The organism is Fervidicoccus fontis Kam940, assembly GCF_000258425.1.
GTDB classification, from domain to species: Archaea; Thermoproteota; Thermoprotei_A; order Sulfolobales; family Fervidicoccaceae; genus Fervidicoccus; species Fervidicoccus fontis.
Window position 1 is genome coordinate 643,705 of record NC_017461.1, and the last position, 23,470, is coordinate 667,174.

The 23,470-nt window shown below is 41.3% G+C and carries 22 protein-coding genes, 1 tRNA gene and 1 pseudogene; 9 read left to right on the forward strand and 15 right to left on the reverse strand.

What is annotated here, in order from left to right; translation table 11 throughout:
* Positions 1-101 precede the first annotated feature (101 nt).
* Positions 102-947, forward strand: a complete 846-nt coding sequence (locus tag FFONT_RS03395) for an SDH family Clp fold serine proteinase (protein ID WP_014557827.1) — start codon at positions 102-104, stop codon at positions 945-947.
* Positions 948-949: 2 nt separating this feature from the next.
* Here FFONT_RS03395 and FFONT_RS03400 read toward each other — a convergent pair whose 3' ends face one another.
* From FFONT_RS03400 to FFONT_RS03450, 11 genes and pseudogenes are all read right to left on the reverse strand, one after another.
* A complete protein-coding gene (locus tag FFONT_RS03400; protein ID WP_014557828.1) occupies positions 950-1,612 on the reverse strand; it encodes an MBL fold metallo-hydrolase in 663 nt (220 codons plus the stop codon).
* 349 nt (positions 1,613-1,961) lie between these two features.
* Positions 1,962-2,072, reverse strand: a pseudogene (locus FFONT_RS07295) (IS200/IS605 family transposase); the annotation flags it as partial.
* 108 nt (positions 2,073-2,180) lie between these two features.
* Positions 2,181-2,522, reverse strand: a complete 342-nt coding sequence (locus FFONT_RS03410) for a hypothetical protein (RefSeq protein WP_014557829.1) — start codon at positions 2,520-2,522, stop codon at positions 2,181-2,183.
* A 9-nt stretch (positions 2,523-2,531) separates the two neighbouring features.
* The gene (locus FFONT_RS03415) at positions 2,532-3,161 is read right to left on the reverse strand and encodes a hypothetical protein (RefSeq protein ID WP_148683600.1); all 630 of its coding nucleotides are present in this window, start codon (positions 3,159-3,161) and stop codon (positions 2,532-2,534) included.
* Entirely contained in the window at positions 3,136-5,022 is a 1,887-nt protein-coding gene (locus FFONT_RS03420; protein ID WP_148683601.1) for a hypothetical protein, read from the reverse strand. Before FFONT_RS03420 ends, FFONT_RS03415 begins: the two co-directional genes overlap by 26 nt.
* Positions 5,023-5,088: 66 nt before the next feature.
* On the reverse strand, positions 5,089-5,541 hold the full coding sequence (locus tag FFONT_RS03425) for an archaellin/type IV pilin N-terminal domain-containing protein (protein ID WP_158308302.1): 453 nt from the start codon (positions 5,539-5,541) through the stop codon (positions 5,089-5,091).
* Between the two features lie 171 nt (positions 5,542-5,712).
* Entirely contained in the window at positions 5,713-7,545 is a 1,833-nt protein-coding gene (locus tag FFONT_RS03430) for a type II secretion system F family protein (RefSeq protein ID WP_014557834.1), read from the reverse strand.
* The gene (locus FFONT_RS03435; RefSeq protein ID WP_014557835.1) at positions 7,542-9,206 is read right to left on the reverse strand and encodes a type II/IV secretion system ATPase subunit; all 1,665 of its coding nucleotides are present in this window, start codon (positions 9,204-9,206) and stop codon (positions 7,542-7,544) included. Before FFONT_RS03435 ends, FFONT_RS03430 begins: the two co-directional genes overlap by 4 nt.
* A gap of 2 nt (positions 9,207-9,208) precedes the next feature.
* Positions 9,209-12,145: a carboxypeptidase-like regulatory domain-containing protein gene (locus FFONT_RS03440; RefSeq protein ID WP_014557836.1), complete on the reverse strand. Its 2,937-nt coding sequence runs from the start codon at positions 12,143-12,145 to the stop codon at positions 9,209-9,211.
* A gap of 9 nt (positions 12,146-12,154) precedes the next feature.
* A complete protein-coding gene (locus FFONT_RS03445; protein ID WP_148683602.1) occupies positions 12,155-12,580 on the reverse strand; it encodes a hypothetical protein in 426 nt (141 codons plus the stop codon).
* Positions 12,581-12,928: 348 nt separating this feature from the next.
* Positions 12,929-13,002: transfer RNA gene (locus tag FFONT_RS03450), tRNA-Val, on the reverse strand.
* Positions 13,003-13,115: 113 nt separating this feature from the next.
* Here FFONT_RS03450 and FFONT_RS03455 point away from each other — a divergent pair.
* From FFONT_RS03455 to FFONT_RS07050, 5 genes are all read left to right on the forward strand, one after another.
* Positions 13,116-13,619, forward strand: coding sequence for a PadR family transcriptional regulator (locus FFONT_RS03455; RefSeq protein WP_014557838.1), 504 nt, complete (start codon positions 13,116-13,118; stop codon positions 13,617-13,619).
* Positions 13,612-14,625 carry a daunorubicin resistance protein DrrA family ABC transporter ATP-binding protein gene (locus tag FFONT_RS03460; protein ID WP_014557839.1) on the forward strand — a complete coding sequence of 338 codons (1,014 nt, stop codon included), beginning with the start codon at positions 13,612-13,614 and terminating at the stop codon, positions 14,623-14,625. The genes FFONT_RS03455 and FFONT_RS03460 overlap by 8 nt, the downstream gene beginning before the upstream one ends.
* Before the next feature lie 6 nt (positions 14,626-14,631).
* Positions 14,632-15,516, forward strand: a complete 885-nt coding sequence (locus FFONT_RS03465; protein WP_014557840.1) for an ABC transporter permease — start codon at positions 14,632-14,634, stop codon at positions 15,514-15,516.
* Positions 15,517-15,655: 139 nt separating this feature from the next.
* Positions 15,656-16,276 carry a Maf family protein gene (locus FFONT_RS03470; protein WP_158308303.1) on the forward strand — a complete coding sequence of 207 codons (621 nt, stop codon included), beginning with the start codon at positions 15,656-15,658 and terminating at the stop codon, positions 16,274-16,276.
* A gap of 280 nt (positions 16,277-16,556) precedes the next feature.
* The gene (locus tag FFONT_RS07050) at positions 16,557-16,733 is read left to right on the forward strand and encodes a hypothetical protein (RefSeq protein ID WP_014557842.1); all 177 of its coding nucleotides are present in this window, start codon (positions 16,557-16,559) and stop codon (positions 16,731-16,733) included.
* A gap of 70 nt (positions 16,734-16,803) precedes the next feature.
* Here FFONT_RS07050 and FFONT_RS03475 read toward each other — a convergent pair whose 3' ends face one another.
* The gene (locus FFONT_RS03475) at positions 16,804-18,396 is read right to left on the reverse strand and encodes a DUF2070 family protein (RefSeq protein ID WP_014557843.1); all 1,593 of its coding nucleotides are present in this window, start codon (positions 18,394-18,396) and stop codon (positions 16,804-16,806) included.
* A 215-nt stretch (positions 18,397-18,611) separates the two neighbouring features.
* On the opposite strand from FFONT_RS03475, the gene FFONT_RS03480 reads away from it, so the two are divergent.
* Positions 18,612-19,379, forward strand: coding sequence for an SDR family NAD(P)-dependent oxidoreductase (locus FFONT_RS03480; RefSeq protein ID WP_158308304.1), 768 nt, complete (start codon positions 18,612-18,614; stop codon positions 19,377-19,379).
* 102 nt (positions 19,380-19,481) lie between these two features.
* Entirely contained in the window at positions 19,482-20,780 is a 1,299-nt protein-coding gene (locus FFONT_RS03485; protein ID WP_148683604.1) for an MFS transporter, read from the forward strand.
* On the opposite strand, the gene FFONT_RS03490 is transcribed toward FFONT_RS03485, so the two are convergent.
* Genes FFONT_RS03490 through FFONT_RS03500 form a run of 3 tightly spaced genes read right to left on the reverse strand, consistent with a single transcriptional unit; the run spans position 20,777 to position 22,830 of the window.
* Entirely contained in the window at positions 20,777-21,643 is an 867-nt protein-coding gene (locus FFONT_RS03490; protein ID WP_014557846.1) for a P-loop ATPase/GTPase-like protein, read from the reverse strand. The two genes, FFONT_RS03485 and FFONT_RS03490, sit on opposite strands and share 4 nt — an antisense overlap.
* Positions 21,640-22,554: an SPL family radical SAM protein gene (locus FFONT_RS03495; protein ID WP_014557847.1), complete on the reverse strand. Its 915-nt coding sequence runs from the start codon at positions 22,552-22,554 to the stop codon at positions 21,640-21,642. Before FFONT_RS03495 ends, FFONT_RS03490 begins: the two co-directional genes overlap by 4 nt.
* 18 nt (positions 22,555-22,572) lie before the next feature.
* Positions 22,573-22,830, reverse strand: a complete 258-nt coding sequence (locus FFONT_RS03500) for a zinc metalloprotease (protein ID WP_014557848.1) — start codon at positions 22,828-22,830, stop codon at positions 22,573-22,575.
* A 461-nt stretch (positions 22,831-23,291) separates the two neighbouring features.
* Here FFONT_RS03500 and FFONT_RS06985 point away from each other — a divergent pair, with 461 nt between their 5' ends.
* Entirely contained in the window at positions 23,292-23,459 is a 168-nt protein-coding gene (locus tag FFONT_RS06985) for a hypothetical protein (RefSeq protein ID WP_158308305.1), read from the forward strand.
* The last annotated feature ends 11 nt before the right edge of the window (positions 23,460-23,470 follow it).

The following is a 23,470-nucleotide window of genomic DNA, read 5'->3' on the forward strand; positions in this document are numbered from 1 at the left end:
CTATCCTTTTCAAGTTTTAATATATACTTTTACTGCCCCTCACCTCTTGGAAAAGGAAGGATTTATATATAAAGAATTCAGTAAGAAACTTAGGTGAAAGTTTGACTTTAGCGGATATTGCAAGCATACTGTTCTGGTTCGTCTTCTTCCTTCTCATTTTCTCTCCAACCACGTCTCAAGCGAGGATAAGGGCTGCGAGGGCTAGGATACTAGCTTCTCTAGAATCCAAAATGAAGATGAGGTTTATAACTTTAATACACAGGCAGGAGAGGGTAGGGATATTTGGAATCCCCGTATATAGGTACATAGATATAGATGATAGCGAGGAGGTACTAAGAGCGATAAGAGAGACCCCTAAGGATATGGGGATAGCGATCATTCTTCACACGCCTGGAGGACTGGTCCTAGCCGCATCGCAGATAGCACTTGCGCTTAAGAGGCACCCAGGAAAGAAAGTTGTTATAATCCCGCACTATGCGATGAGCGGGGGAACTCTGATCTCCCTCGCAGCAGATGAGATATGGATGGACAGAAATGCAGTCCTGGGACCGATAGACCCTCAGATACAATTCCAGCAGTACGGGTCTCTCCCAGCTCCGAGCATTATTAAGCTCGCTAAGATGAAGGGTGAGAGGGCAGAGGATATCACATTGATAATGGCTGATATTGCTGAAAAAGCGACAAAGGGCGTTCAGGAAATTGTAGTCGAACTGCTCAGGGACAAGATGGGAGAGGAGAGGGCTAGAGAGCTCGCTGACCTTCTAACTAGAGGAGACTGGACTCACGATCACCCGATCACGTTTGAAGAAGCCAAAAAGCTCGGCTTGCCAGTAAAGGATGAGATCCCTGAGGAGATCTATGACCTTATGGCTCTCTACAAAGCTCCTCTCATGCAAAGGTCTGGAGTAGAGTACATCCCCTACACTCCGCAGAGGTCTGGAAGATAAAATTAAAAAGGCAGGATTATTTCGCTCCCAGTCCTAACAGAAACGTATTTTTTACCATATTTTTTCTTAACATACTCTTTAGCCCTGCTTCCAGAGCAGTGCGCTGGGGCGATGTATTCACTCACTTCTGCAAGTCTATCTAAAGCCCTCAGAGGCGGCTCGTGAAACCCACCTATAGTGAAGTATATTTTCCCCAACCTTTCAAAGACCTTTTTCGCAATAACGTCTATGCCTGGATGACTGCATCCTACAATGAGGATATTCAGATCATCAATTTTCAAGACCATCGAATGCTCCTTCAATCCAAGGCTTGAAAGGGGTCCTGTAGAGAATACTCCTTCTTCTATCTCTTCAAATTTTTCTACTACTATAGGGAGGAGCCCGAGCTTCCTCAAAATTCTATCCTTATCAGGCACATATACCTTGAAGCTCTTCTTCCCCTCAAAATATTCATATCCTCCGTAGTGGTCGCCATGATAGTGGCTCAAGAATGAAAAGTCGATGGAGCTCAGATCTATGTTTAGCTTTTGTGAGTTGTAGGCTATGATCTCCCCTCTTGTATCTGCATCGAAGAGTATCTCTCTTCCATTGAACTCTATGAACAGGCTCCACCCCCAGTCATTCCTCAATCCTGGAGAAGGCTCATTGTCGTTTAAAACGACCATCTTCAGCTTTATTTTTTATACACCACCTTTCTCATGGAATACGTGCTCCCCTTTCGCGATAACATCCCTTATCCTCAAGCTTTCTCCTTCAAGCAAGAGGATATCAGCGTCCTTCTTTTCCTCTATCCTCCCCTTATTGCTAAGCAGTAAATGATCGGGTTCAAATCCTATATAAGTTTATATTAGTTGGTGCATCCCTTCTTGGTTCTGCATGTGGCTTAGTGGCTTTCGAGAGCAAGGTATTTGAGGAATATATTTTCTATCTCAAATCAGATAATCAATATCAGCCCCTATAAACCTTTATGAAGCTAAAACAGCTTGTCTAAGCACTTGTAAGTAGAAGTTATAAATTGATTATTTCCTCGTGGTAGAAAACTTTTCTGCGGTACATCGCTACTTGAACATAGTGGTAGTAAAGAGCGTAAACTGAATGGGATCCTCTGTCCAATCTGTATCGCATAGTTATATATCTTTTTTTATAACTATAAGAACAATTCTATAGGGGGCTATTCATTCCTCCTTCATTGAAGGGGAACTTTTCTCCTTAACCCCCAAAAAGTTAAAAAAATTAAGGCTTATATATTACTATCCTGACCTTTCCATCCATGCAGCTTACTCCGATTACAGCCCTCAGGTTACCCTCTTTGAGCTCAAACTCCTTCGAGAATCCTTCTATTCCTACATCAACCCACCAGCCAAGCCTATTGAGCTCATAAGTCTTCTCCCTATCGTTTAAGTCGCACTTATCCTTTACGCTTAAGATCTCCTCAATGATTCCCCCCTTTTCGATCTCGTTTAGAGCCTTCCACGTCTCCACATCAGAGACGGTGTAAAAATAGGAGAACTCCGCTTCTTCTTTTCTCACCGATACCTTTTTCCATCCGGAGAAGAATACAGACAGGCTATCCATAATTACACCTCAAACATAGAAATAGGAAAATGCCCAGTATTTTCCATTCAAATAAGTGAAGAACACCATCACATTATCATAGTTGCTGTTGACCTTAATGTTTAAGAGTTGAACTGAAGAGGTGTTGAAGTACAGAGGATATAGGTTGATCCCGTTGCTCCCAAGCCAGAGGCTTAGAGGATAGTAGCTCGAGTCTGAAGAGTAAATCGGTTGCACCATAACCTGAGAGCTCTGCACCTGAATAACTGGCAGGCTCGTCCATTCGCTTGGATCGCTGAGGTTGAAGAAGCCCAATCCTTGGGAAGGCTCGCTTATCTGCTCCTGACCTAAGTATATAAAGGAGTTTTTCTGGATCGTGAGAACTGCTAGATAAATGGTTGATCCTTGAACGTATCCGACTTGGTAAACAAGGTTGCTACTTGAAGGATCGCTGTAAACCTTTAAGAGATTCAAGCTCATTGCGCTCTGCGATATTTCGCTTGAAATGTACTGGTTATTACTCAGATTTGAGCTGAAATCCTGAGCATAATACCAAAGCCCGCTGCTCATAGCGAGAACTGCCGCTATCAAAATGACAGTAGATATGAGCTCACTTGATGCCCTCATCTTCTTGCTACCTCGAATAAAGCTGGAATCCAATGAACTCCACCCCCAGAGTTACCTCATCATTGTTTGTCCCAGTTTCACTGTCATAAATATAAGGATCCCAAAATGCAACGGCGACCTCATACAAATGAGGAAAATAGGGCACTGGCAAGACAACGTTTATAGAGAATGAGGTTGTGCTCGGAGGATAGCAGGATTCAAGAGATGCAAGGTCTTGGTAGGTAAAGTTCTTTGAGCTTACAACTGAGTAGCTATTGTTCACATCTAAAAGCATTATTGACAAAAGCCCCCTATCTGTAGCAGTAATTGTTGAAAGCACATTTTGCCCATAGATACTGTCGTGGAAGTAGAGAGACGCCACGACGTCTACTCCTAAATATTGAGTACCATTTATAGGCACCTGAGTTAAAATCATCTCAAGAGGAACTGTAGTGTAGTCAACAGCGACATATTGAGCTTGAGCGCTTTTACCCGGAGGGATGCTGTCACCTGAACTATACGTGTCTGCAATAGTAAAGACACGAGGTTTATTGCTTCCGCCTCCTTGGACGGAATGGGAAAAGCTGAAGTCCTCGGTTGTAAATATCAGCTCTGGGTAACCATTCCCATCTGTATCAGCTATTATAAGATACGGATCATATGTGCTTGGCTTATTCGCAAGGCTAGTATTTGTGTTATAGAACTTTATGCTGCTAGCAACTCCTTGGATAATAATAGTAGTTTGAGGTACATTTATCATATTTGGAAGATTACTACTCGTATATATTTGCTCATCAACACCACCATAGTAATATTTGCCAATGCTCTGCGTTCCATTATGCCATATATAGAAATATGAGTTTGAATATGAGTTATAAGTATAGTACTTTATTGCTATGTTTGTAGCATTTAATCCTTCTATTTTTATCCTCCAAGGATTTGAAGATCCTGAAAGCCAATTTGCAAGTATGAAAGCGAAATTACTGGATGAAGAAGTTGGGGTCCATCCGCTATTACCGTACGTGATATTAAAACTGCAACCTACTGAGCTAACATTAAAATAACCGCTTTTTGAATCAAGCGGACTGGCGATTGCACCAGTGATAAGCATGTTAAAGACGGGATTAGATGCGTTTCTGTTGGGATTGCTCTCCCACTCCGGCTGGAATCCATTTATTATATTTCCAGTTAAGTTCAGCATTATGCTCACAGTTGCATTGTCGCACTCTTGATATAAAACTAAAGGATATGATATGTTTGTGGTAAGGCTATTCAGCCTGTAAACTCCTCCAGATAGATTTTGAACGAACGAGCTGGTTGGAGTAGCTATAAGATTCTCATCTAGCGAAATCTTTCCGCTTTTTATCTCATCCTCTAAATTGCTTGTAAAGAAGGTAACAGGATTGAGCAAATAGCTTATTCCGTTTAGATTCTGATTCAAAAGATATGAATAAGAGGCTTGATGCACATAAATAATGCTCCCATCGAGAGTTGTTACTGCTATTGGAATGTAATTGTAAGTAGGGAACCTCATGACTATGCTAGATCCAGGAGGTAAAAGGGCAAAGTTTTGAGAAAGAGAAGAACCTCCTGAAAAAGTAGGATTAAATTGAGAGAGAAAGCTTGTGCCGTTTATGCTTAAGGGAACAAATAAAATGCTTCCAGTCGAATTTACTATGAGATAAGCAAGATACTCATTTAGTGAACCTGTATTGTCGATTTCAAGGGTCCCATCAGAATATAAAGTAAGATCAACAGCCTTATTGACTCTCGAAACTGCATTGCCTACAAGCTGGTTCATATTTACAGTGAGCTTGCTCGATGAGTTCATAAAGCTCTGAAAGAGGGGAAAGATTAAGGTTGCTAGAATTGCGATGAATATTATTCCAGCTATTAGGTTTGCACTGCCTCTCAATTCCACCTTTCCCCTCTTTTAAGCATAAAAATTAAAAAAAATATATTGAAAAGAACAATCTCTTTATTATTTAGATATTGCTGTCAACTGTGTGCTGTATGATCCTCCAGCGCTTGTAATTATTGTAACTTGATAAGACGTACCTGGGGTAAAGCTTGTAAGACCGACATCGCTAGAGGTTACATTTATTATAAAATTAAAATCACTTCCAGCTTTTACTGTTATAGGTGCACTTGTCTGTATATCGCTACTAGGTAAGTTAACACCATTGAGCTTAACAGCAATTATTTGAGCATCTGCAGATCCAGAATTCTTGACGTGGAGCCATATTGTTGCATTAGTATTATTAGTACTAGATAATAACGTCATATTGCTGTCTGGCAAGATACCGAGTTGCTCTCCCCTTCCTGCACCACCAATTATACCCGACATCCACAGCGCTACTCCAACAGCTAGAGCGATCGTTATCACAACTAGTATTACCGTCGCGATAATAGGAGATATTCCTCTTTTCTCCATATTCCCACCATTTGTTATCATTATACATTCATATATGAGCGATAGATATAAAAGAGAGAAACCCTTCTCTTTTTAGCACATATACATATTGGTTTTTATACAGTAAAAAATTTATATAAACCAAAATATAAACATATCTCCAAATTTTTCTCAATCTTTTGTAGAAAAGTATCACTTCATCGGCATCGAGAATATTGGGACGAGGAGTATGTTTATCGTGAAGAGGGAGACTGCTAAGCTGACTGTTACGAGTATTACCGCGTGCTTGAATCCTCCTGCCACAGTCAAAGAAATGGACTTCCCAACCAATAGCCCTGCAAGCCATGAGTTCATGAGGAGCCCGAGGAGGAGCTGAAAGGTAAGAGAGGAAAGCCTAGCAGGGTTCACGGAAGAGTATGCACCTACAGCTGAGGCTCCGGTTGGATTCATTACATGCAATGATGTGACCATAAGATAAATGATCATGACCGTTGAGACTATGTTGAGAATTGAACCTATGTACGGGAGAAATACATCGGACCTAAGAGATGTCTTGAGCTGATTTTCAAAATCGGAGAGCTTTCTCCCATAAGAAGCAATCGTATCAAGAAGTTGCGGGGTTCCGCCGCCGTACTCTATTATATCAACGAGCATTCGCATTATAGCCCTCATGAACCAGTTCTTGTACCCTACAATGGCTATCCTCACGGCCCTCCTCATATTGACTCCAACTTGAAGAGAAGATGATAGCTTCCTCAGAATTGGGGTGAAGCTTCCGTAGTCCTTGCTACTTAAATAAATTATGCTTTTCTCAGGGTTCAGCCCGGCCTTCCTAATCTCAGAAAGATCGGTCAGGAAGCTCCCGAGATAGCGAGAAATGTTCCTCTCCATCTTCTCTATCCTTCTGTACGCAAGCATAGGAGGAATTGATGCTAGTATAAATGCAATACCTATTGCGGAGATCGCTAGGTTTACGCTCATTCTATCTGGAGAGGTGAAAACCCTATATCCTCCTAAAGCCATGAGGATCGAAAATGCGAATAAGCTTAAAGGTATCGATATTCCCAAATAGAGATAAGGCTCCTTATAAACAACGTTATACTTTGGGAGGATCCCCCCTACTATTATTATTGAAAATATTGTCACTATCGGCATTAGTATGAAGTTGAAGGTCACTATCATCGGTGTTGCACTCATGCTCGATCCTATGTATTGCGATAATCCCCCTCCCTGTACAGCAATTATTATGTTTATCGTTAACCCGACGACAACAAAGATAATCATGTAAGTGCTCAATACAGTTCCAACCCCCTCAACGAGCTTATCCATGTCCCTCTCCTTCTCCTTAAAGTAAGATTCAGTTTTTAACTGGAGGTAGTGTACCACATCGCCCCCTCCCCTTATCGTAGAGACGTAGCCTATCATGAACTCTCTGAACTCCTTGCTCGGGTGGTTCTTAGCTACAGACTCTATCGCGCTTAGAGAGTCTAAGCCAAAGATCCTCATGTTCCTCTTGATAAGCTGCGCCTCCTTCTTAATAGCATCGAAGAGGTCGCTCTCAGCTATCGCCTCTATAACCCTCTGAGGCCCTATGCCGGAGACAACCATAGAAGTAAGGTAGGATGCAAAGAGGGGGAGCTCGGATTCAACATTGTGAGCCCTAGATGATATGTATGAGTTCAGAAATGCGATTCTGAGGAGGAAGTAGAGGATTGGAGCGAAGAGGATCAGAATGGGGAGCACTACGCCAAATGCTTTAAGATTGAGGACTAAGGCTTTAAATTGGATGAAAAGGTATACAGAAATTATAAGCGATGGAACTGCGATGAGAAAAGTATTCATGAGCAGCTTTGATGCATAAACTACTGGATGGTTAAAGGACATTGCCTGCTCAAGCTTATTATCTAGTTGGTAGGTTTTTACTAGCTTTTTCCCTAGCTTTCCGAAGTAGAAGAGGGAGATCCTCTCATAGAGGAGGGAAAGACCTATCCCCTTCTTCTCTTTCCTTCTTCTGAAATGAATCAAATTCCCTCCACCCTGCCTTCAAGCCTTCCCCTCACTTCACTCATGAGCTTCTCAGGATTCTGGTAATACATCCTAACGTACTTTGCTATATCCAAGTAAAACCTCTTTTTCTCTAGCCTCAAATACCTTAAAACCAGCTTCCTGTTCTCTATCTCCTTCTCTATCCACTCCATATCTTTCCCTCTCATCTCAGCTATCTTTTTCAGGTTCTCGCTTTTCGAGATGTCGAAGTAGAACTTATCTTTGTTTGGATCCCACCTAAATATTTCCACATAGTCTCCGTAGTCGTATATTTCCCATAGGTTTGTTATCCTCCTAACGATCTGAAAAGTCCCATCAGGGTTGATTATCATCTGCCTCTTCGTAACAAAAGCGAAGTTTAAAAATGGGACAAAGGACTTGGGTATGTTCATGGGCTCGCTCGTAAGCCTGTTTATAGCCTGAACTACGCTCTCTGCATGGAGTGTAGTTAATCCTCCATGTCCAGTAGCTACAGCCTGCATTAGCGAATAAGCCTCCTCCCCCCTCACCTCTCCCACTATTATGTAGTCCGGTCTGTACCTCAGGCTCACCTTTATTAGATCGAAGAGGTTTATTTCCCCTATCTTCTCGCTCCCTATGCCGTAGCTTTGCCTCGTAACAAGCTGAACCCAGTTCTCAAGGGGGAGTCTGAGCTCAGGAGTGTCCTCTATAGTCACGACCTTCATTGAAGGCCTAATGAGGGAGGCTATAGCATTCAGGGAAGTAGTCTTTCCAGAGCCTGTTACTCCAAGAACTAACCCGGTCATCTTGTGCTCTAGCATTAGCCATAAATATGCGCTCATTTCCTCCGAGAGGTTGTTCCATCCAATCATATCAACAAGGGTAATGGGATCTTCGCTGAACTTCCTTACGGTAAAGCTCGATCCCTTTGTAGTCACCTCCTTCTTGAAAGTTCCCGCGAGCCTGTGCCCTCCTGGAAGGATTGCATCAACTATGGGGAAGGCGACGCTTATATGAGCACCAGCCATGTGAGAGAGCTTAACGAGGAAGCTGTCCAGGGCCTCTTCATCGTCGATTTTAATGTTTGTTGGCAGGCTCTCGTACTTCCTGTGCCAAACATAAATTGGCTTCCCAACTCCGTCGCATGAAATATCTTCGATGTTTGGATCCCTCATGAGGGAGTCGATATATCCATAACCCACTACATCTCTTTCGATGTAGTACATCATCTTCGCCCAAGAAACTCCAGGAGTCCTCCCGAGCCTTATCATGTACTTTTTAAGTATCCCCTTTGCGCTTTCCTTAAAGTACTGCATCGTGTCCGTTCCACTTGGAGGTGGGCTGAGCTCCCTTATAAGTATGTTCACCAAAATGCTGTAGACCCTAGTCTCTAACGGACTGAGCCTGACCTCATCTAGAGCGTAAATGTAACTCCCGTCATCTCTATTGAACATTATCCTGGCGTATGCCCAAGGCGGATTTAAGGGGTAACTCTCAACTTCGCTATAGTTCCCTCCTATATTCGCGTAAGTTACTCCTCTTGCCCTCTGTATATGGTAAAATGTGACCTCTTCCTCAAATAGGTTCTCTAATGTGAGCTCCTCTTCCCCTTTCTTCTCGATTTTTTCTACTTTTTTCTTCTTCTCATCTTTACTTCTTAAAAACGGAAGCTTAGGCAAGGCTAGAGCGCCTCCTCAACTTCTTGCTGAGAAAGAAGCTCCAGCCTCTTCTTTACATACCTCCTTGAAATTACAATAGCGACTGCCGCAATAGCAATTATAACTATGTATATTAGATATGCCCTGAAGTAACCTAATAACGTGTAGCTCATCTTTACATATATTGTTTGAATTGATGAAGAGTTCACATTGATGATCTGGGTGAAAGAAGAGCAGTAGGGAGCAGTTACGTTTATTGCATAAAGACCGTATGGAATTGACGCCCTTACCTCTCCCGTGCTGTCTGTAATGAAGGTATAGCTGTTCTTGTTGTCGAGCCCTTCTATATTTACTACAGCCCCAGAAATGGGGGATCCGCTACCAAGCGAAACGATTATGTCCAGAGATCCAAACAGCCTCCTCAGCCCTATCGATATGGAGGTGTTTCCATATAGATTAACAGCTTGCAAGTATGATTGGTAGATCCCTCCCCCTACATTTACAGTATACGTATCTGAAGGAAGAATAATCGAGATAGTCCCATTGGAGGGGACTGTATATTCTAAACCTCCAATGCTCACATTCGCGCCCCTCGCATAAGCCCCTGAGTCTAAATCCCTCACGCTGATAGTTAATGTGTAGTTGTTCCTCTCAATGCTAATGGGGTAAACCATACTGCTGTATGCTGGAACAGTAGTTGAAGTCGGCTGGTACATTTGAGCACTTGACCCCCCGCTTGGGGAAATCTCCACGCTCATATTGCCTACATCGTTAAGGGTAAAGTACGCAATTGTATTGTATTGCGTTACAGAGGAGTAAGAGTTTCCAAGTGTGTCGTTGAGTGTTATTAAGAATGTGCCCTTTGCTGGAGAACCAGTAAGCTGATCTATAACCTGGATTCCGAAAACATATGTAGTTCTGCTCAAGTTGACTTCGAATGAGAGGTTCTCTGGAACTGAGAAGTATATCCTCTCCTTCTGGTAGATAGAAGAGTAGCTGGGAATTATGTCGATTGCATACTGCCCATATGTAAGGTTGAGTAAGAGGTGTTGGTACTGGGGAATCCAAGTACCAGAAGAGGTATTGCCCGAGGGATAATACAAACTGTATTGAAATGACCCCTTCGGAGGAGCTTTTATGAGCGTATCCATCAATCCTATTGAGACCTGAAAAACATGAAGCGAGAGGGCAATTGGGATTCTTGAGCTCCCGGTCACGTCAATGCTGACTGCTTCAGGATCGTAAATGCTTTGATAAGGAGTCACGGTTAGAGTATAAGCACCTTGAACGACATCCTTGAAGAGTACGGTGTTGTTGTAGACAACCCCTGTATAGTAGTCTGCAGGACCGCTTAACGATATAGAAAAGCTCTGGGGTGTGCTCCCGTCCGCCCCGTAGACGCTTATCTCAACGCTACATAGAGCTCTTTCGCTCATGTTGAGATAAGAAAATGAGAATATTTCACTTATTCCATCAACAACAAGCAAAGAGCTCCCGGTAAAAAAGAGAGCCCTGTCCTGATTCGTTAAGTAGCTCTTGATCACGCCCCCAATTGAATAGCCCAGGCTGTTTTCATCCCTCAGTATTGGCCAGAGAGTGTTGTTTTGAGGAGAATATATGAGGGCATTGAAGTAGTTCCCATCAAAAGCTATGATTGAGAGAGGCGAAGAGCTCAAGGCTTTGAGGAGGGAGGGAGAGGAAGTGAGCTTATAGCTGTGAAAGGCTGAATAACCTTTTCCATTATAGGAAAACGCTATAAGTGTTCCATCCGGATATCCTAATATTAAATAAGATCCGTCTTTAGTTGAGTCGAAAGAGCTCACGTTGCACATATAGTAGGTATCGTTTCCTATAGGCTGGAGGAATTGAGAAAGCCTTATGATATTAAGTGTGCCGCTTTCAGAGAGAAGCAGTATGTATTTGAAGCCAAGAGAGTTATCCGTGCTCAGTAATCCTATAACCCGATCTGCAGAAAATGAGTACGTATTCGTGAACACCAATCCGCTTGGAGATGGAGTTGCTTTGTATAAGATATAGTTTGATGCAAAATATGTAACTCTAACAATTTGCATGGAGCTGGGCGGATAGGGTATTGTGACCAACGTGTTAATTATGCTTCCTAATATATACTGGGCATAGTAGTAGAAGCCGCTTTTCTGTGAAGCGATGTATATGTCAACGCTGCTACTCAAGCTTGCTCCAGAGGGTACGCTTACTTCTAGGCTTCCATTGCTGTCGGTTATTCCCTTCGATATTAAGTTTACCCCCGTGAAGTTTACAAGGACTTCTATCCCAGAAACAGAGGTTGAATTTGATGAGGGGACAAGCTGTATGTATATCTTATTGCTCCCAGCAAAAGTTGGAGTGCAGAGCAGAAGAACGCTTCCTCCATCCTTCCAAATGCTCAGAACCTGATAGCTTTGGACGCTTTCAGCTGTCGAGTTGAAGCTTAAAGGTCTGTATGCGATCCACGAGTCATTAAGAATGTCATACTGAAGCATAGATCCATCTGAGAATAAGGAGAGAACATACCTACTATCAAGGACGTATAGCTGAGATACTTGAGAAAAGCCCGCCTCAAACCTTCTCACAGAATAATTGGATGACTCATCTATTATTAATACCTCTCCCGTGCTCGTTCCAACTACTATATAAGGCCAGCCCTCATCCACTGCAGTAACGTATCCGTTTACCGAATACCTAAGCTCAGTTTCATTAGTGTAGAAGTTGTATATTTCCACAAATGCAGGTGAAGGTTGGTAGAGGATTGAGCTTCCATCCGAGAGCACATAAGGATTTAGAAAAGAGCTGTCTATTTCATAGACGAACGGCTTCTGCACGACGCCCTCTATACTTTGAAGGGTTGGAACATATACAGATTGAGAGCTAGCAACGTGAGTAGAAAGCAGTGGTAAGAGAAAAAAAATTAAAAGGAGTAGAAGCTTTTCTTTCGAATTCAAAAAAATTACCTACTTGACAGTTTTCAGAACGATATGCTTCGGTATGTTTTGATCAAGAACGAGAGTTGCTGATATAGAGAGTTCTGGAGATGATAGAAGCTTAGAAAGAGCATTCTTAAGGTTTCTATATGCATTGAGCTCCTTATTTAGGTTTTCTGATATTCCCTCATATATGTTCACAAGCGCATCAGGTGGAGGATCTATCATTATAGTTATATCGCCTCCTAGCTTTATCCCTTCATAGCCTCTGTCCTGAAGCTTCAATCCTAGAGCTTCAAATACTCTCCTCTTATTCTCGACGATACCGTGAAGAGCATCGATCCTCCTCAGAACCTCACCAAGCTCTGCGCTAAGCTCAGCGATCCTCTTCTCAACAAACTGCTTCAGCTTTTCAATGTTTTCAAATTCCATGGTTGCGCTCAAAGTTGTGCTCAAAAGTAAACACCCCCAAGTAATTAGAGATCCATTATTTCTTATTTAAATATTTCTTACTTGTTTTCAGATAGAAAAACTTGGAATTAAGAAAATCAGAGGCTTAAAGAAAGCTTTATCTCTTTTTGCTCGCTATGGAAAAATAATACTAGAACCTTTTGATAATGACGTTATAATATACTCAAGATCCCGCATAAATCCATGCGAGGGTAATAACTCAATAGGTAATAGCTCGTTTTATCTCGCACAAAAAGTTAAGGGCAAATACTATCTGCATATTAAGGAATTTATCTTGGCGATGAGAGGAAGAAGCCCCTCTATATAGCTTCCCACGATAATATAGAGGAGAAGTGGGCCCGCTGGGAGTCGAACCCAGGACCTCCGCCGCGTCAGGGCGGCGTCCTAACCAGCTAGACGACGGGCCCCTACAAGATTTAACTAAAAATTGACCTATAAAAACATTTTCTCAAACAAAAATAAATGTGAAATGCTTATTAACTTTTAGATATATCTAGATATATCGAAATGGTGATCGCCTTTGCCTAAAAGAAGGAAAAAGGAAGATTACATCTTTGAAGATAGCAAAAGGATAATGCAGAAGGGAGGCTTCAAGATGATCCTAATGTACTTTCTTGAAGAGAAAAGCATGAGCGGGTATGAGATAATGAAGACTATAGAGTCTTACTTTAATGGAGAATATTCGCCAAGTCCAGGGATTGTATACCCCACCCTTCAGATGCTCGAAGAGGTCGAGTTTGTCAAATCTCAGGCAATAGGCAACAAGAAAATATACATGCTGACTGAGAAAGGGAAGAAGTATCTAGAGGAAAACAGAGAAGAAGTTGAGGCGATCCTAAGAAAAATTAGAGAAGTATCATCTCTCAAAGATAACACAATATTCAACTCTTTAAAAAAGCTTATTGGGACGCTTCACTTGTACTCCTCTGAAATAAATGAGGAAAAGGCAAAGGCGGTAACCGAAATTCTAGATGATGCTAGGAAAAAGATCATAAAAATATTTGAAGGTGATCAAAATGGATGACATAGTAGTTGAAAATCTGTGGAAAATTTACCCAGGAAATATAGCGGCTGTTAAGGGGATATCCTTTAAAGTCGAGCATGGAGAGGTTTTCAGTCTCCTAGGACCCAATGGGGCAGGGAAGACTACTACGATAAGCATACTCACAACTTTGATAAATCCTACAAAAGGTGTCGCCAAAGTAGGGGGCTACGATGTTGTTACTCAGGCGAACAAGGTTAGGAGCATAATAGGGCTTGTGCCGCAAGACGTTGTCACAGACGATGATCTATCTGGATGGGACAACTTAATGATTCAGGCATCTCTCTACCATCTTCCAAGGAGCGTTGCAGTGAAGAGGGCGGAGGAGCTCCTGGAGTTCATGGAGCTTAAGGAATTCGCAAATAAAAAGACTGAAACCTATTCGGGAGGAATGAGGAGAAGGCTTGAGCTTGCAGCTGCTCTCCTCCACAGACCGAAGATACTCTTCTTAGATGAGCCCACCCTTGGGTTAGATGTTCAAGTGAGGACTGCTGTGTGGAACTACATAAACAGGCTAAGAAAGGAGGAAGATATGACGATTTTCCTCACGACTCATTACATGGACGAGGCAGACAAGCTCTCAGACAGAGTTGCGATTATAGACTATGGTGAGATAAAAATCATAGGAACACCAAAAGAGCTGAAGGACTCGCTTGGAGGAGATATAATAGAAATACAGCTTATAAGCGATCAAATAAAAAGAGAAGAAGTTCAAAAGATTCTCTCAAGCAACGGTAATGGGAGCGTTAAAGAAGTATCTATTGGGGATAGCGGTTTGCTAAGGATAAAGACTGCAAACGGGGAAGAGGTGCTCCCTGAAATAATCACTAAGCTATATGAAAAGGGTTACAAAATTAAGAGCGTCGATCTTAAAAAGCCCAGCTTGGATGAGGTGTTCCTCCAGTATACTGGAAAGAGGATAAGGGATTCTGAGGTTTCAAGTGAAGAAACTAGGAGAGAAAGAGCTATAATGAGGAGAAGGAGGTGAAGAGATTTGGAGTCCAACTTTAGAAATACGATCAGAGAGATAAATGCTCTAACGTATAGAGAGCTGAAAAAATGGATAAATAAGCCCCATGTAGTAATAATGATGCTGATCCAGCCAGTTCTCTGGATGGGCCTCTTTGGAAAAGCTTTTAACTTAACGGGAATATTCAAAATACCGGAAAACATATTAAACTCGCTCCCACCATATGCAACTCAAGCAGTGCAGCAGATCTTCAACAGCATACTTACAAATCTCTTCGGTCAGGCGAACATAGATTACTTCTCTTATATGGCAATAGGAATGACCGCAGTTGTAGCATTGTTCGCTGGACTTCAGACGGGTATGAGCCTTTCGTGGGATAGAAGGCTTGGGTACCTGAACAAGCTACTTGCATCTCCCATAAGCAGGGGAAGCATAATAGTAGGAAAGGTTCTGGGAGGAACTGTTAAGGCATTAGTTCAAGTGCTCGTCATAATATTAATAGCAATCCCATTTGGACTTAAGCTTCAGATAGCAAGCGCTTCAGCAGTTGTAGCGGCAGCTCTTGGAATAACGCTCTTTGCAATGGGCATAGGAATGCTGATGATATCAATAACTCTAAGGGTAAAATCCTGGGAGACGCAGATGACGGTTATGAACCTTTTGAACCTTCCCCTTATGTTTGCAAGCAATGTCCTCACGCCTTTGGCAATGATGCCAAGTTGGCTTCAAACAGTTGCTAAGTTCAACCCGCTTACATATGCTGCAGATATAATGAGGCAAGCACTTATAATGGGAAGCTATGCAAGCTATGCAGAAATAATGAGGGATCTCGTAATCTTAGCAGGTGTCGCTATTGCATTGATAACTATCGGTGTAGTAGCTGCAAATAGGGCGCTGAGAAAAGAATAAGCTTTTCAAAGTATCAATTTTTAACCTTTGTATTTTAACTCGTCTTTATATTTCTTAATTTACAAATAATTAGTGTCTAATGTCTGCAAAATTTAATACAGTACTAGAAAGCTTTATGCGATATTGAGAGGTGGGTGCTTTGAAGCAGCTCGTGCTTGCATCAACGAGCAAAAGAAGGATAGAGATCCTGAGGGAAATAGGAGTTGATTTCCTAGTAATTGAGCCTAAATACAGAGAAATCATAATAGAGAAGGAGCCTTTAAGAACTGTTTTAAACAACGCGAAAAATAAGGGGATGAGCGTGCTTGATGCTTCTCCAAGCAATTCTCTCATCTTAAGCGCAGACACAGTTGTAGTTGCTGAAGAGGGGGAGATCCTCGGAAAGCCGGATTCTTTAAGCACAAGCATATCAATGCTTAAAAAGCTGAACGGAAGGTATCATTATGTCTTGACAGGTATATGCGTCATAGACAAGGATTCAGGCTCATTGGAGTGCTCTCATGAGACTACAAAGGTTAAGTTCAGAAAAGTGAGCGATGAGATGATCATACAATATGCCTCGACCCTAGAAGGAATGGACAAAGCTGGAAGCTATGCAGCTCAAGGTCTTGGAGCCCTGCTCATAGAATCGATAGAGGGAGACTTCTATAATGTTATAGGTCTTCCTATAGGTTTGGTGTATGCTCTTCTTGCTAAGTACGGCTACGATTTATTTTCCAATGGTATAAAGTCTAGGATTGCGGCAATAAAAAGAGGGTAATACCATATTCAACTTTAAAAATCTTACCGAAAAGACCAAAGCAAAATTTTCAATAAATTGGCAGAAAGTGTTAGAAAAAAGGTAATACCGATTTTTCCTTAAAAATTTTAAAAAACTAGCTTAATTCCAAAGCTAATTTTCAAAGATTTAGGAAAAATCCTTTTAACATCTATACATTTTAAAAGAGAAACGCCTCAAACAAACATGAATAGCTTTATATATGCTCAAGCATATATGATATTCACGAATAAAGCCCATACGGGCAGAAAAGGTGTAAATTATGGAGTTCGAAGCATTTGATGTAAAAGCGAGAAAGAAAGTCAAACTAATCAATCCAGAAGTAGTTACTCTAAAGAACGGTAGAGTTGCAGTAAGAGGAAAGAGTCCAGAAACTGGGATTACGATATATAGGATACTTAGCAAGGCAGAAGCAGAGAAGCTTCAGCAGAAGAAATAAACTACTTCCTCTAAATTTTTTATTTTTTTAAATCTCTCCTTTTTAGAATCTAAAATTTCTCTTGAGAAGATTAAACTAGCGTGGTAAGAAACATTGCTATTATAATATATGCGAAAATTGCGGAAGCGAAGTAGCTTCTCTTCATGGCTATGCTTGTAAGCAACTTGAACCCTTTCTCTCCCAAGAATTTAGCCTTAACTCTCAGCTTCAGGTACTCAACTCTCTTCTTTTCCATATCACTTTCAGCCATGCTTATAGCTTGTAGAGCCTTTTTCTCTATTACTTCAAAAGGAACTCTCTCGCCCGCAACCCTATAACCAAACCCTCTTCCAACCCCAGTCTCCCTATGGTTGTCAGTGGATATTATCTCAACTGTGTCGTAACCCTTCTCCTTGAGCTTTTCAACGAGCCTCTCCCTTATTCCTACTTTTATGTTATTACTATCGAAAATTAACAAAGCCGTTTTCTTATTGGAACAGGAAATTACCAAGGAAGATATCCCAAGCTGGCCGAACTCGCTCCTTGTTTTGTCAGCATCCCCCATGCTTACATTCCCTATTCCAATATAGTAGTCCTCGCATTTTTCCTTTTTGATGTTATCGATGAGCGAAATTAGATCTTTAAGGTCTTCCTCACTCCATTGAACATCGCCATCAAACCTGTTCTGGGCATCCACTAAGATATCGTTTTCTTTAATCATCCTTGCAAATGAAGAGGGTATATCATCCATAGAGGACTTTACCTTTGAAACTATGTGAATATTTGGACCAGGATCGAGCGGTAGCGATGTTACCATGACGTCTTTCTTAATCCCTTGTCCTGGAATGCAAGGATTCGCGCTTCTCCAGAGGCTCCCGCCATCCTCCAGCTTACTCCCTATAATCTCAGCTATTTTCTTCACATCCTCTGAAGAAGCAGGATCATTTTCATGACTACCGACTCCATGCATGAAGAGAAGCTTGTAGCCCTTTTTTCCAACCTCAGAATTGATAAAGTCTATGAGTTTAGCACCGCTCACCCCCTTAAAAGGACCTGGATGAACGTTTGAAACAACAGCGACAGCTCTGCTCTTCTCACCATGTAGTTTGAACAGATGGATGTCTACCTCCTTCTCTTCCCCAATTTTTTTTAGCTCCTCCTCAAATTGTTCTCCTTCTCCGAATACTGAGAAAAGGAAGGCACTGAAAAGATTGAATGGATCTATTCCATAGGAGATCTTGGAAAATGCAAACCTGAGGATAGGGATACCGATAGCTAGTAAAAGACTCGTGATCATCGCCTCCATGCTAATCTTGTAGTAAATAAGAGAGGAAAGAATAAAGGGTATTATCCATGACTTTGATTTCGGATCGATAGTTGCTAAAATGAGGGATGTGACTACCGGTATAGCGAGGAAAAAGGTGAAGGGCGGTCTGAGCAGTACTGTTTCGAAAGCCGCTACAAATCCAACTGTTATAGATGAAATGTATATTATCTTCTTCAAGCTCAAAAATGGAGTCCTGAAAAAGTAAAGTGTCCCAGTAGCAAAAGCCAGTTCCCCAAAATATACGAGTGATCCTCTTAAATATGAGATAACAACTGTAATTACCAGGGAAGCTATTGACAGCTTTTTTGCTGAAAAGCCGAAAAGTAACTTATAAGAGCTTTCAAACACTCTTGACATATCGATGCACGATATCCTATTTTTCAATCTTTCCTTTAGAATTTTATTATTAATAGTTAATATTGTTTAAAAATTTTAAGTTTTTATTAAGCATGATGTAACAAAAAACGTTTCTTTTTTGCATAAATTTATTTTTTAAAGTAAAAATCTGAATCAAAAAAATATACAAAATTTATTTATCAAAAGGTCCGATTATTATTAACAAGGTGGAAATTTTGAGTCTTAAAAATAAAATTTCAATAGTAACTGGGGGAGGCAGTGGAATTGGAAGGGCTATAGCAGAAAAGCTGTCCTCTCTAGGCTCAACAGTTATAATATTCGATGTTTCTGAAGAAGGTGGGTTATCTACAGTAAGAGAAATAAACAGCAAGGGGGGAAGCTCCTACTTTTTCAAAGTTGACGTATCAAATGAGGAAAGCGTAAAGAGAGGGATAGAAAATGCGGTAGAAAAGACGGGAGGAATTGATGTGTTAGTAAATAATGCGGGAATTGAGCCCCCAAGCAAATCTTTGCTAGAATTGAGCGTTGAAGAATATGACAGAGTACTCAACATAAACCTCAAAGGAGTCTGGCTCATGACTAAGTATGCTACACCATATATAGCAAAGAGAGGTGGGGGATCTGTTATCAATATTGCCTCCGTTGCAGGCATAATGCCCCTAGCTGGAGCAATGCCATACAGCGTCTCAAAAGCAGGAGTTATAATGCTGACTAAGGTATCTGCGGTGGAGCTTGGAAAGCTCAAAATTAGAGTGAATGCGATTGCTCCTGGATGGGTTGACACCCCTATGATTGAAAGAGCTGCTAGGAATTTGAAGCTCACCCCAGAAGAGTTCAAAAAGATCAATTCTCAGAGGATAATACTAGGAAGGTTTGCAAGTCCTGAGGAGATAGCTAATGCGGTTGCATTCCTCGCTTCTGACGAGTCCTCTTATATAACTGGAAGTTTAGTGGTTGTTGATGGAGGAATTTCCATAACCTAACTTTTTTTAATTAACTAATTTTTCTTGTACGTTCAACAATTTTTAAAATATTTTAAAAAACTGATAACTTAGTTATGATGATTATTTTATCCCGGTGGTATCTTGAGCGCTTCAAAAAGTACATCGACCCTCAACAGAAATCATCTTGAAATATTTGCAATTGTGTCGATGAGTTTCTTCTTAGATGGGGTTCTTTTCTCTTTGATACCTACAACACTCTACCTCATACCAAGCATTTTACCATATGCATCTTTAATACTGATGCTGAATTCCGCCTCATTCATGCTCGGCTCTCTCACTTTTGGAGTGGTTTCTGATAGAATTGGAAGGAGGAGAGGGTTGATAACTTCTCTCAGCATCTACACAATTTCAACGATCGCATTTATCGCATTCTCATATGCAGAAAAAATAGGATTAATTGAAGCCGCAATTCTAACATCAATAATCAACTATGGAATTGGAGCTGAGACAGGTCCCTCATATGCTGCACTTTCAGAATTTATGCCTGATGACCACAGAGGAAAGATGCTCATGCTCGCATTGAACTTCTGGAACGTGGGGGCTGCTGTTATTGCTCTCCTCTCGCTCTTTTACTCAAAGCTGACAACTGATTTAAATACAATTTTGCTTTATACGCTGTTTTCTGCGCTTTTTCTCTCTATCGTAGTGCTATTTGCAAGGCTACACATACCAGAGTCTCCTAGATGGCTTGTTCTGAAGGACAGAAAAGATGAGGCTGAAAAAATAGCGGAGAAGTTTCCCAACATTAGTATAATCACCTCGGAAGAGGGAGGAGTGGGGATTGGAGATGCTATAAGGAAGTATAGCCTGAGGTTTTTTATTTTGGCAGTCATCGTAGCTGCACAGGCCATAAACTACAACTTCCCCTCATACTATGTACCATACTCTAAGAATTTTCCATTTGGAGAGAACACCGCTCCATTGATTATAGCTATATCAAACATAGGAGCTTCTGTAGGAGCTATACCATTCATCTGGCTGATAGATAGGAGCAGAAAGCTTTCCCTTTTTGCCTCATTCATATTCGGCTCTGCTACTGCCTTGCTCATATATTTCTCTGCAATATCTCAGGAATTTTCATACTTCCTAATTGTTCTTTTCCTCAACATGATATTCTGCGAATGGGTTTATGGCTCCGAGGCAACTTTAGAAGGAGAGCTTTTCCCCACAGGGATGAGGGCATCTGCTGCTGGAGCAATAACTGCTTTCGCATGGCTCTTAAATACGATCGATGTCGGCATAATGGGATACTTGGACTCAAGCACTATGCTTGAGATCAACTTTGCAGTATGGATATTAGGGCTTTTTGCATCTTCAGTATGGTTGATAAGGGGAAAGGAGACTGCAAAAAAGCCGCTCGATGAAACTGCAAGAGCTTAATTTCCATCAATCCTTTTTGAGATCTCGCTTGAAAGCTTTGAGCTTGAGCTTAACGGGTCTTTAAGGTCTAATGCTTCATCAAGATCCGGCTCATATCTGCTGATTAAGTACATCGTTCTTGGGGATCCCTTCGGAATACCCTTCAGTTCCTTTATTTTTTTCACTTTTTCTTCATCGAAATAGGCAAATGCCCTGCCTGGAGAGACTACAATTATCATTGAAGAGTCCTTCAGAGAGGAAAAATACGGGAAGAGAGAGTCGCTGAAAGACTCTACAATGATAGTATTGAAACCTTTCCCGATCCTCTCCAGACAAATATCAAAGTTGTCTTCAAGCTCCCTCGATCTTAGGATCTTGAGAGCTTCATCTAAGCTTATAGGCAAAGCTTCAGTTATTGAGGAAAGATGCTCTATATTCTTTCTAAAGCTAGGAGGAAAAAGATCAGTGTTGTCTCTTATAAAGTAGTGCTTTGCACTCATGGTCTTGCACTCAGTTATCCTCATTAGGCTCACCAGTTTAAAGAGGTTCTCCTGATCTTCATAATAACTTGGAAGCCTTGAGTTCTTGAGGTAAATTGAGGGATCTGTAGGACTCAGAAGGAGATCTAGGGGATTCGTCGCTTTCAGCATATCAATATCAAAGTCAAAAGCATGCTTGTATTGAAGCGCATCGCCTCCAGCTAGAAGCTTCATATTTATGCTCTCGCTGAACGAGGAGGATTGAGTAAATATGTTGTGCGATGACACCGGTTTGAATGGATGAGCTTTTATCCCCATATCTCTTAAATGTAATATAAGCGAGATTGAAAATGTCGTCTTTCCAGAATCATAAGGAAGAAGACCTGCGATCAGGATTTTCTTCACTTTTGCTCACTTCCACTTCTCTTTCCCATTTCCGTAAGATGCGTCCCATCGCAGGATCTGGCTTTGAAGTATTCAGGAGAAGTTAGCCCTTCTCTGCATGTAGCATATTCAAGGCCAAGCTTTTTTGCCTCATCGACCACAAGCTTTAAAAGCCTCTCCCTCAAGCTCTTGCTTAAGTACATATATCCTCCAATCCTTTCTCCTTCCTCAAAATAGAGCCTTTTCCACTTTTCCCTCATATCTGGAAAAACGTTAATCATGTCCTTAAAATCTACAAATCTAGCCTTATAAGTTGAAGTTATTATAAGCCTCGCTCCAGCTTCAGCCAGCGCATTAACAAGCTCCTTTAGCTCCTTCTCGTCGTCGTTTAGCCCGGGTATTATAGGATCTACTCTTGCACCTAATGGGATATCGTTCTTGTTCATTTCCTCCATTACCCTGATCCTTTCCTTCGGACTTGGTGCCATCGGCTCAAGCTTTTTTGCAAGATCCTCATTCAAAGTTGTGACGGTAGGAGTAACAGCTACTTTTCCTTTTTTCATTAGGTCTGCATCCCTCAACAATAGCTCTCCTCCCTTCGTTGTTATAAGAACTTTAAAGTTCATATTTATGAGTATGCTTAGAGAAGCTCTTGTGAGTTTAAATTTTTGTTCTATATCAGGATATGGATCGCTGCTCGTCCCAATGTTCACTGGCAACGCTCTGTTAAGCTTTCTAGCTGACCTCTCCAAAAGCTTGACGTAGTCCTTTTTTGGGGTGCTCTCTCTCTTCCCTATGTATCCCTTAGCATAGCAGTATAGGCAACCGAATGAGCAACCTGTATATGGATTCAATGAGTATTTCTTTGGGCACGTGCACAAGCTGCTCTGCCAAGGATCGAATATTGAGAAGGGATATATGCTCCTCTCCATTCCGTTTCACTTTCGAGCTCAAACATAGAAGAACAAAAATAGTGATGTAACGAACAGAACAACCCATACCCTCTTATCAGCTTTAAATATCTTTGCGCCATCAAACGGACCGAATGGTATTAAGTTGAAAAGCGCGAGCCATGTGTTGATTATTGAGAAATTTATGAAGAAAGCTGGAAGGAAGAAGTACGAGAAAGCAAGTCCAGCTATAGCCAAAATTAGATTGACTGTAATTCCGGAGGCGCTTATGTTCAGATTATCTCTTTTGCTCAGCATAATGCCGAAGCAGTAAATACCAACATATCCAGGAGCTAGGAATCCGAAAGGAAGTATTGCCGAAATTAGGGTTATTATGAGCCCAAAAGGATCTAGAACAAATCTGCTGTAGCAACCTGCCCTCCTAGCGAAATACCTATGGGAAAGCTCGTGGAGCAGAAAACCTATGAGGACGCTTATTATTCCATAATATGAGAATTTTGTGTATAGAGCTAAAACAACAGATATAGCGCCAATTGCTAAAGCTACGAACTCATTGTCGTTTAGCCTTTCAAATAAGCTGCTCTGCGTTTTTCACACCTTCTTTTTTATAAGCTTTCCTAGTAAGTTAATAAATATTTAAATTTTCTAAAATTTTTAAAACAAAGCACTTGGATGAACGACCAGAGAATTTCTCATTTTAGCGAGAAAATGAATGGGCAAAGGTTTAAAATTCTTTGTTTTACAATTAAAATCTGGGGATGCCCCCTGCTAAAAGGGAAGGTGAGCCCTTAGAACCTTCAAAGAAGACTAGAAGCGTGAAGTCCTATTTGAGCGCTGGAAGCCCCACAATTAAAGACAGGGTAGCTCACAAGCGCAAGCATATACAGTATCGTCTAGATGTACAAATGGGCGCTAAATCCTATTAATTATCACTTGA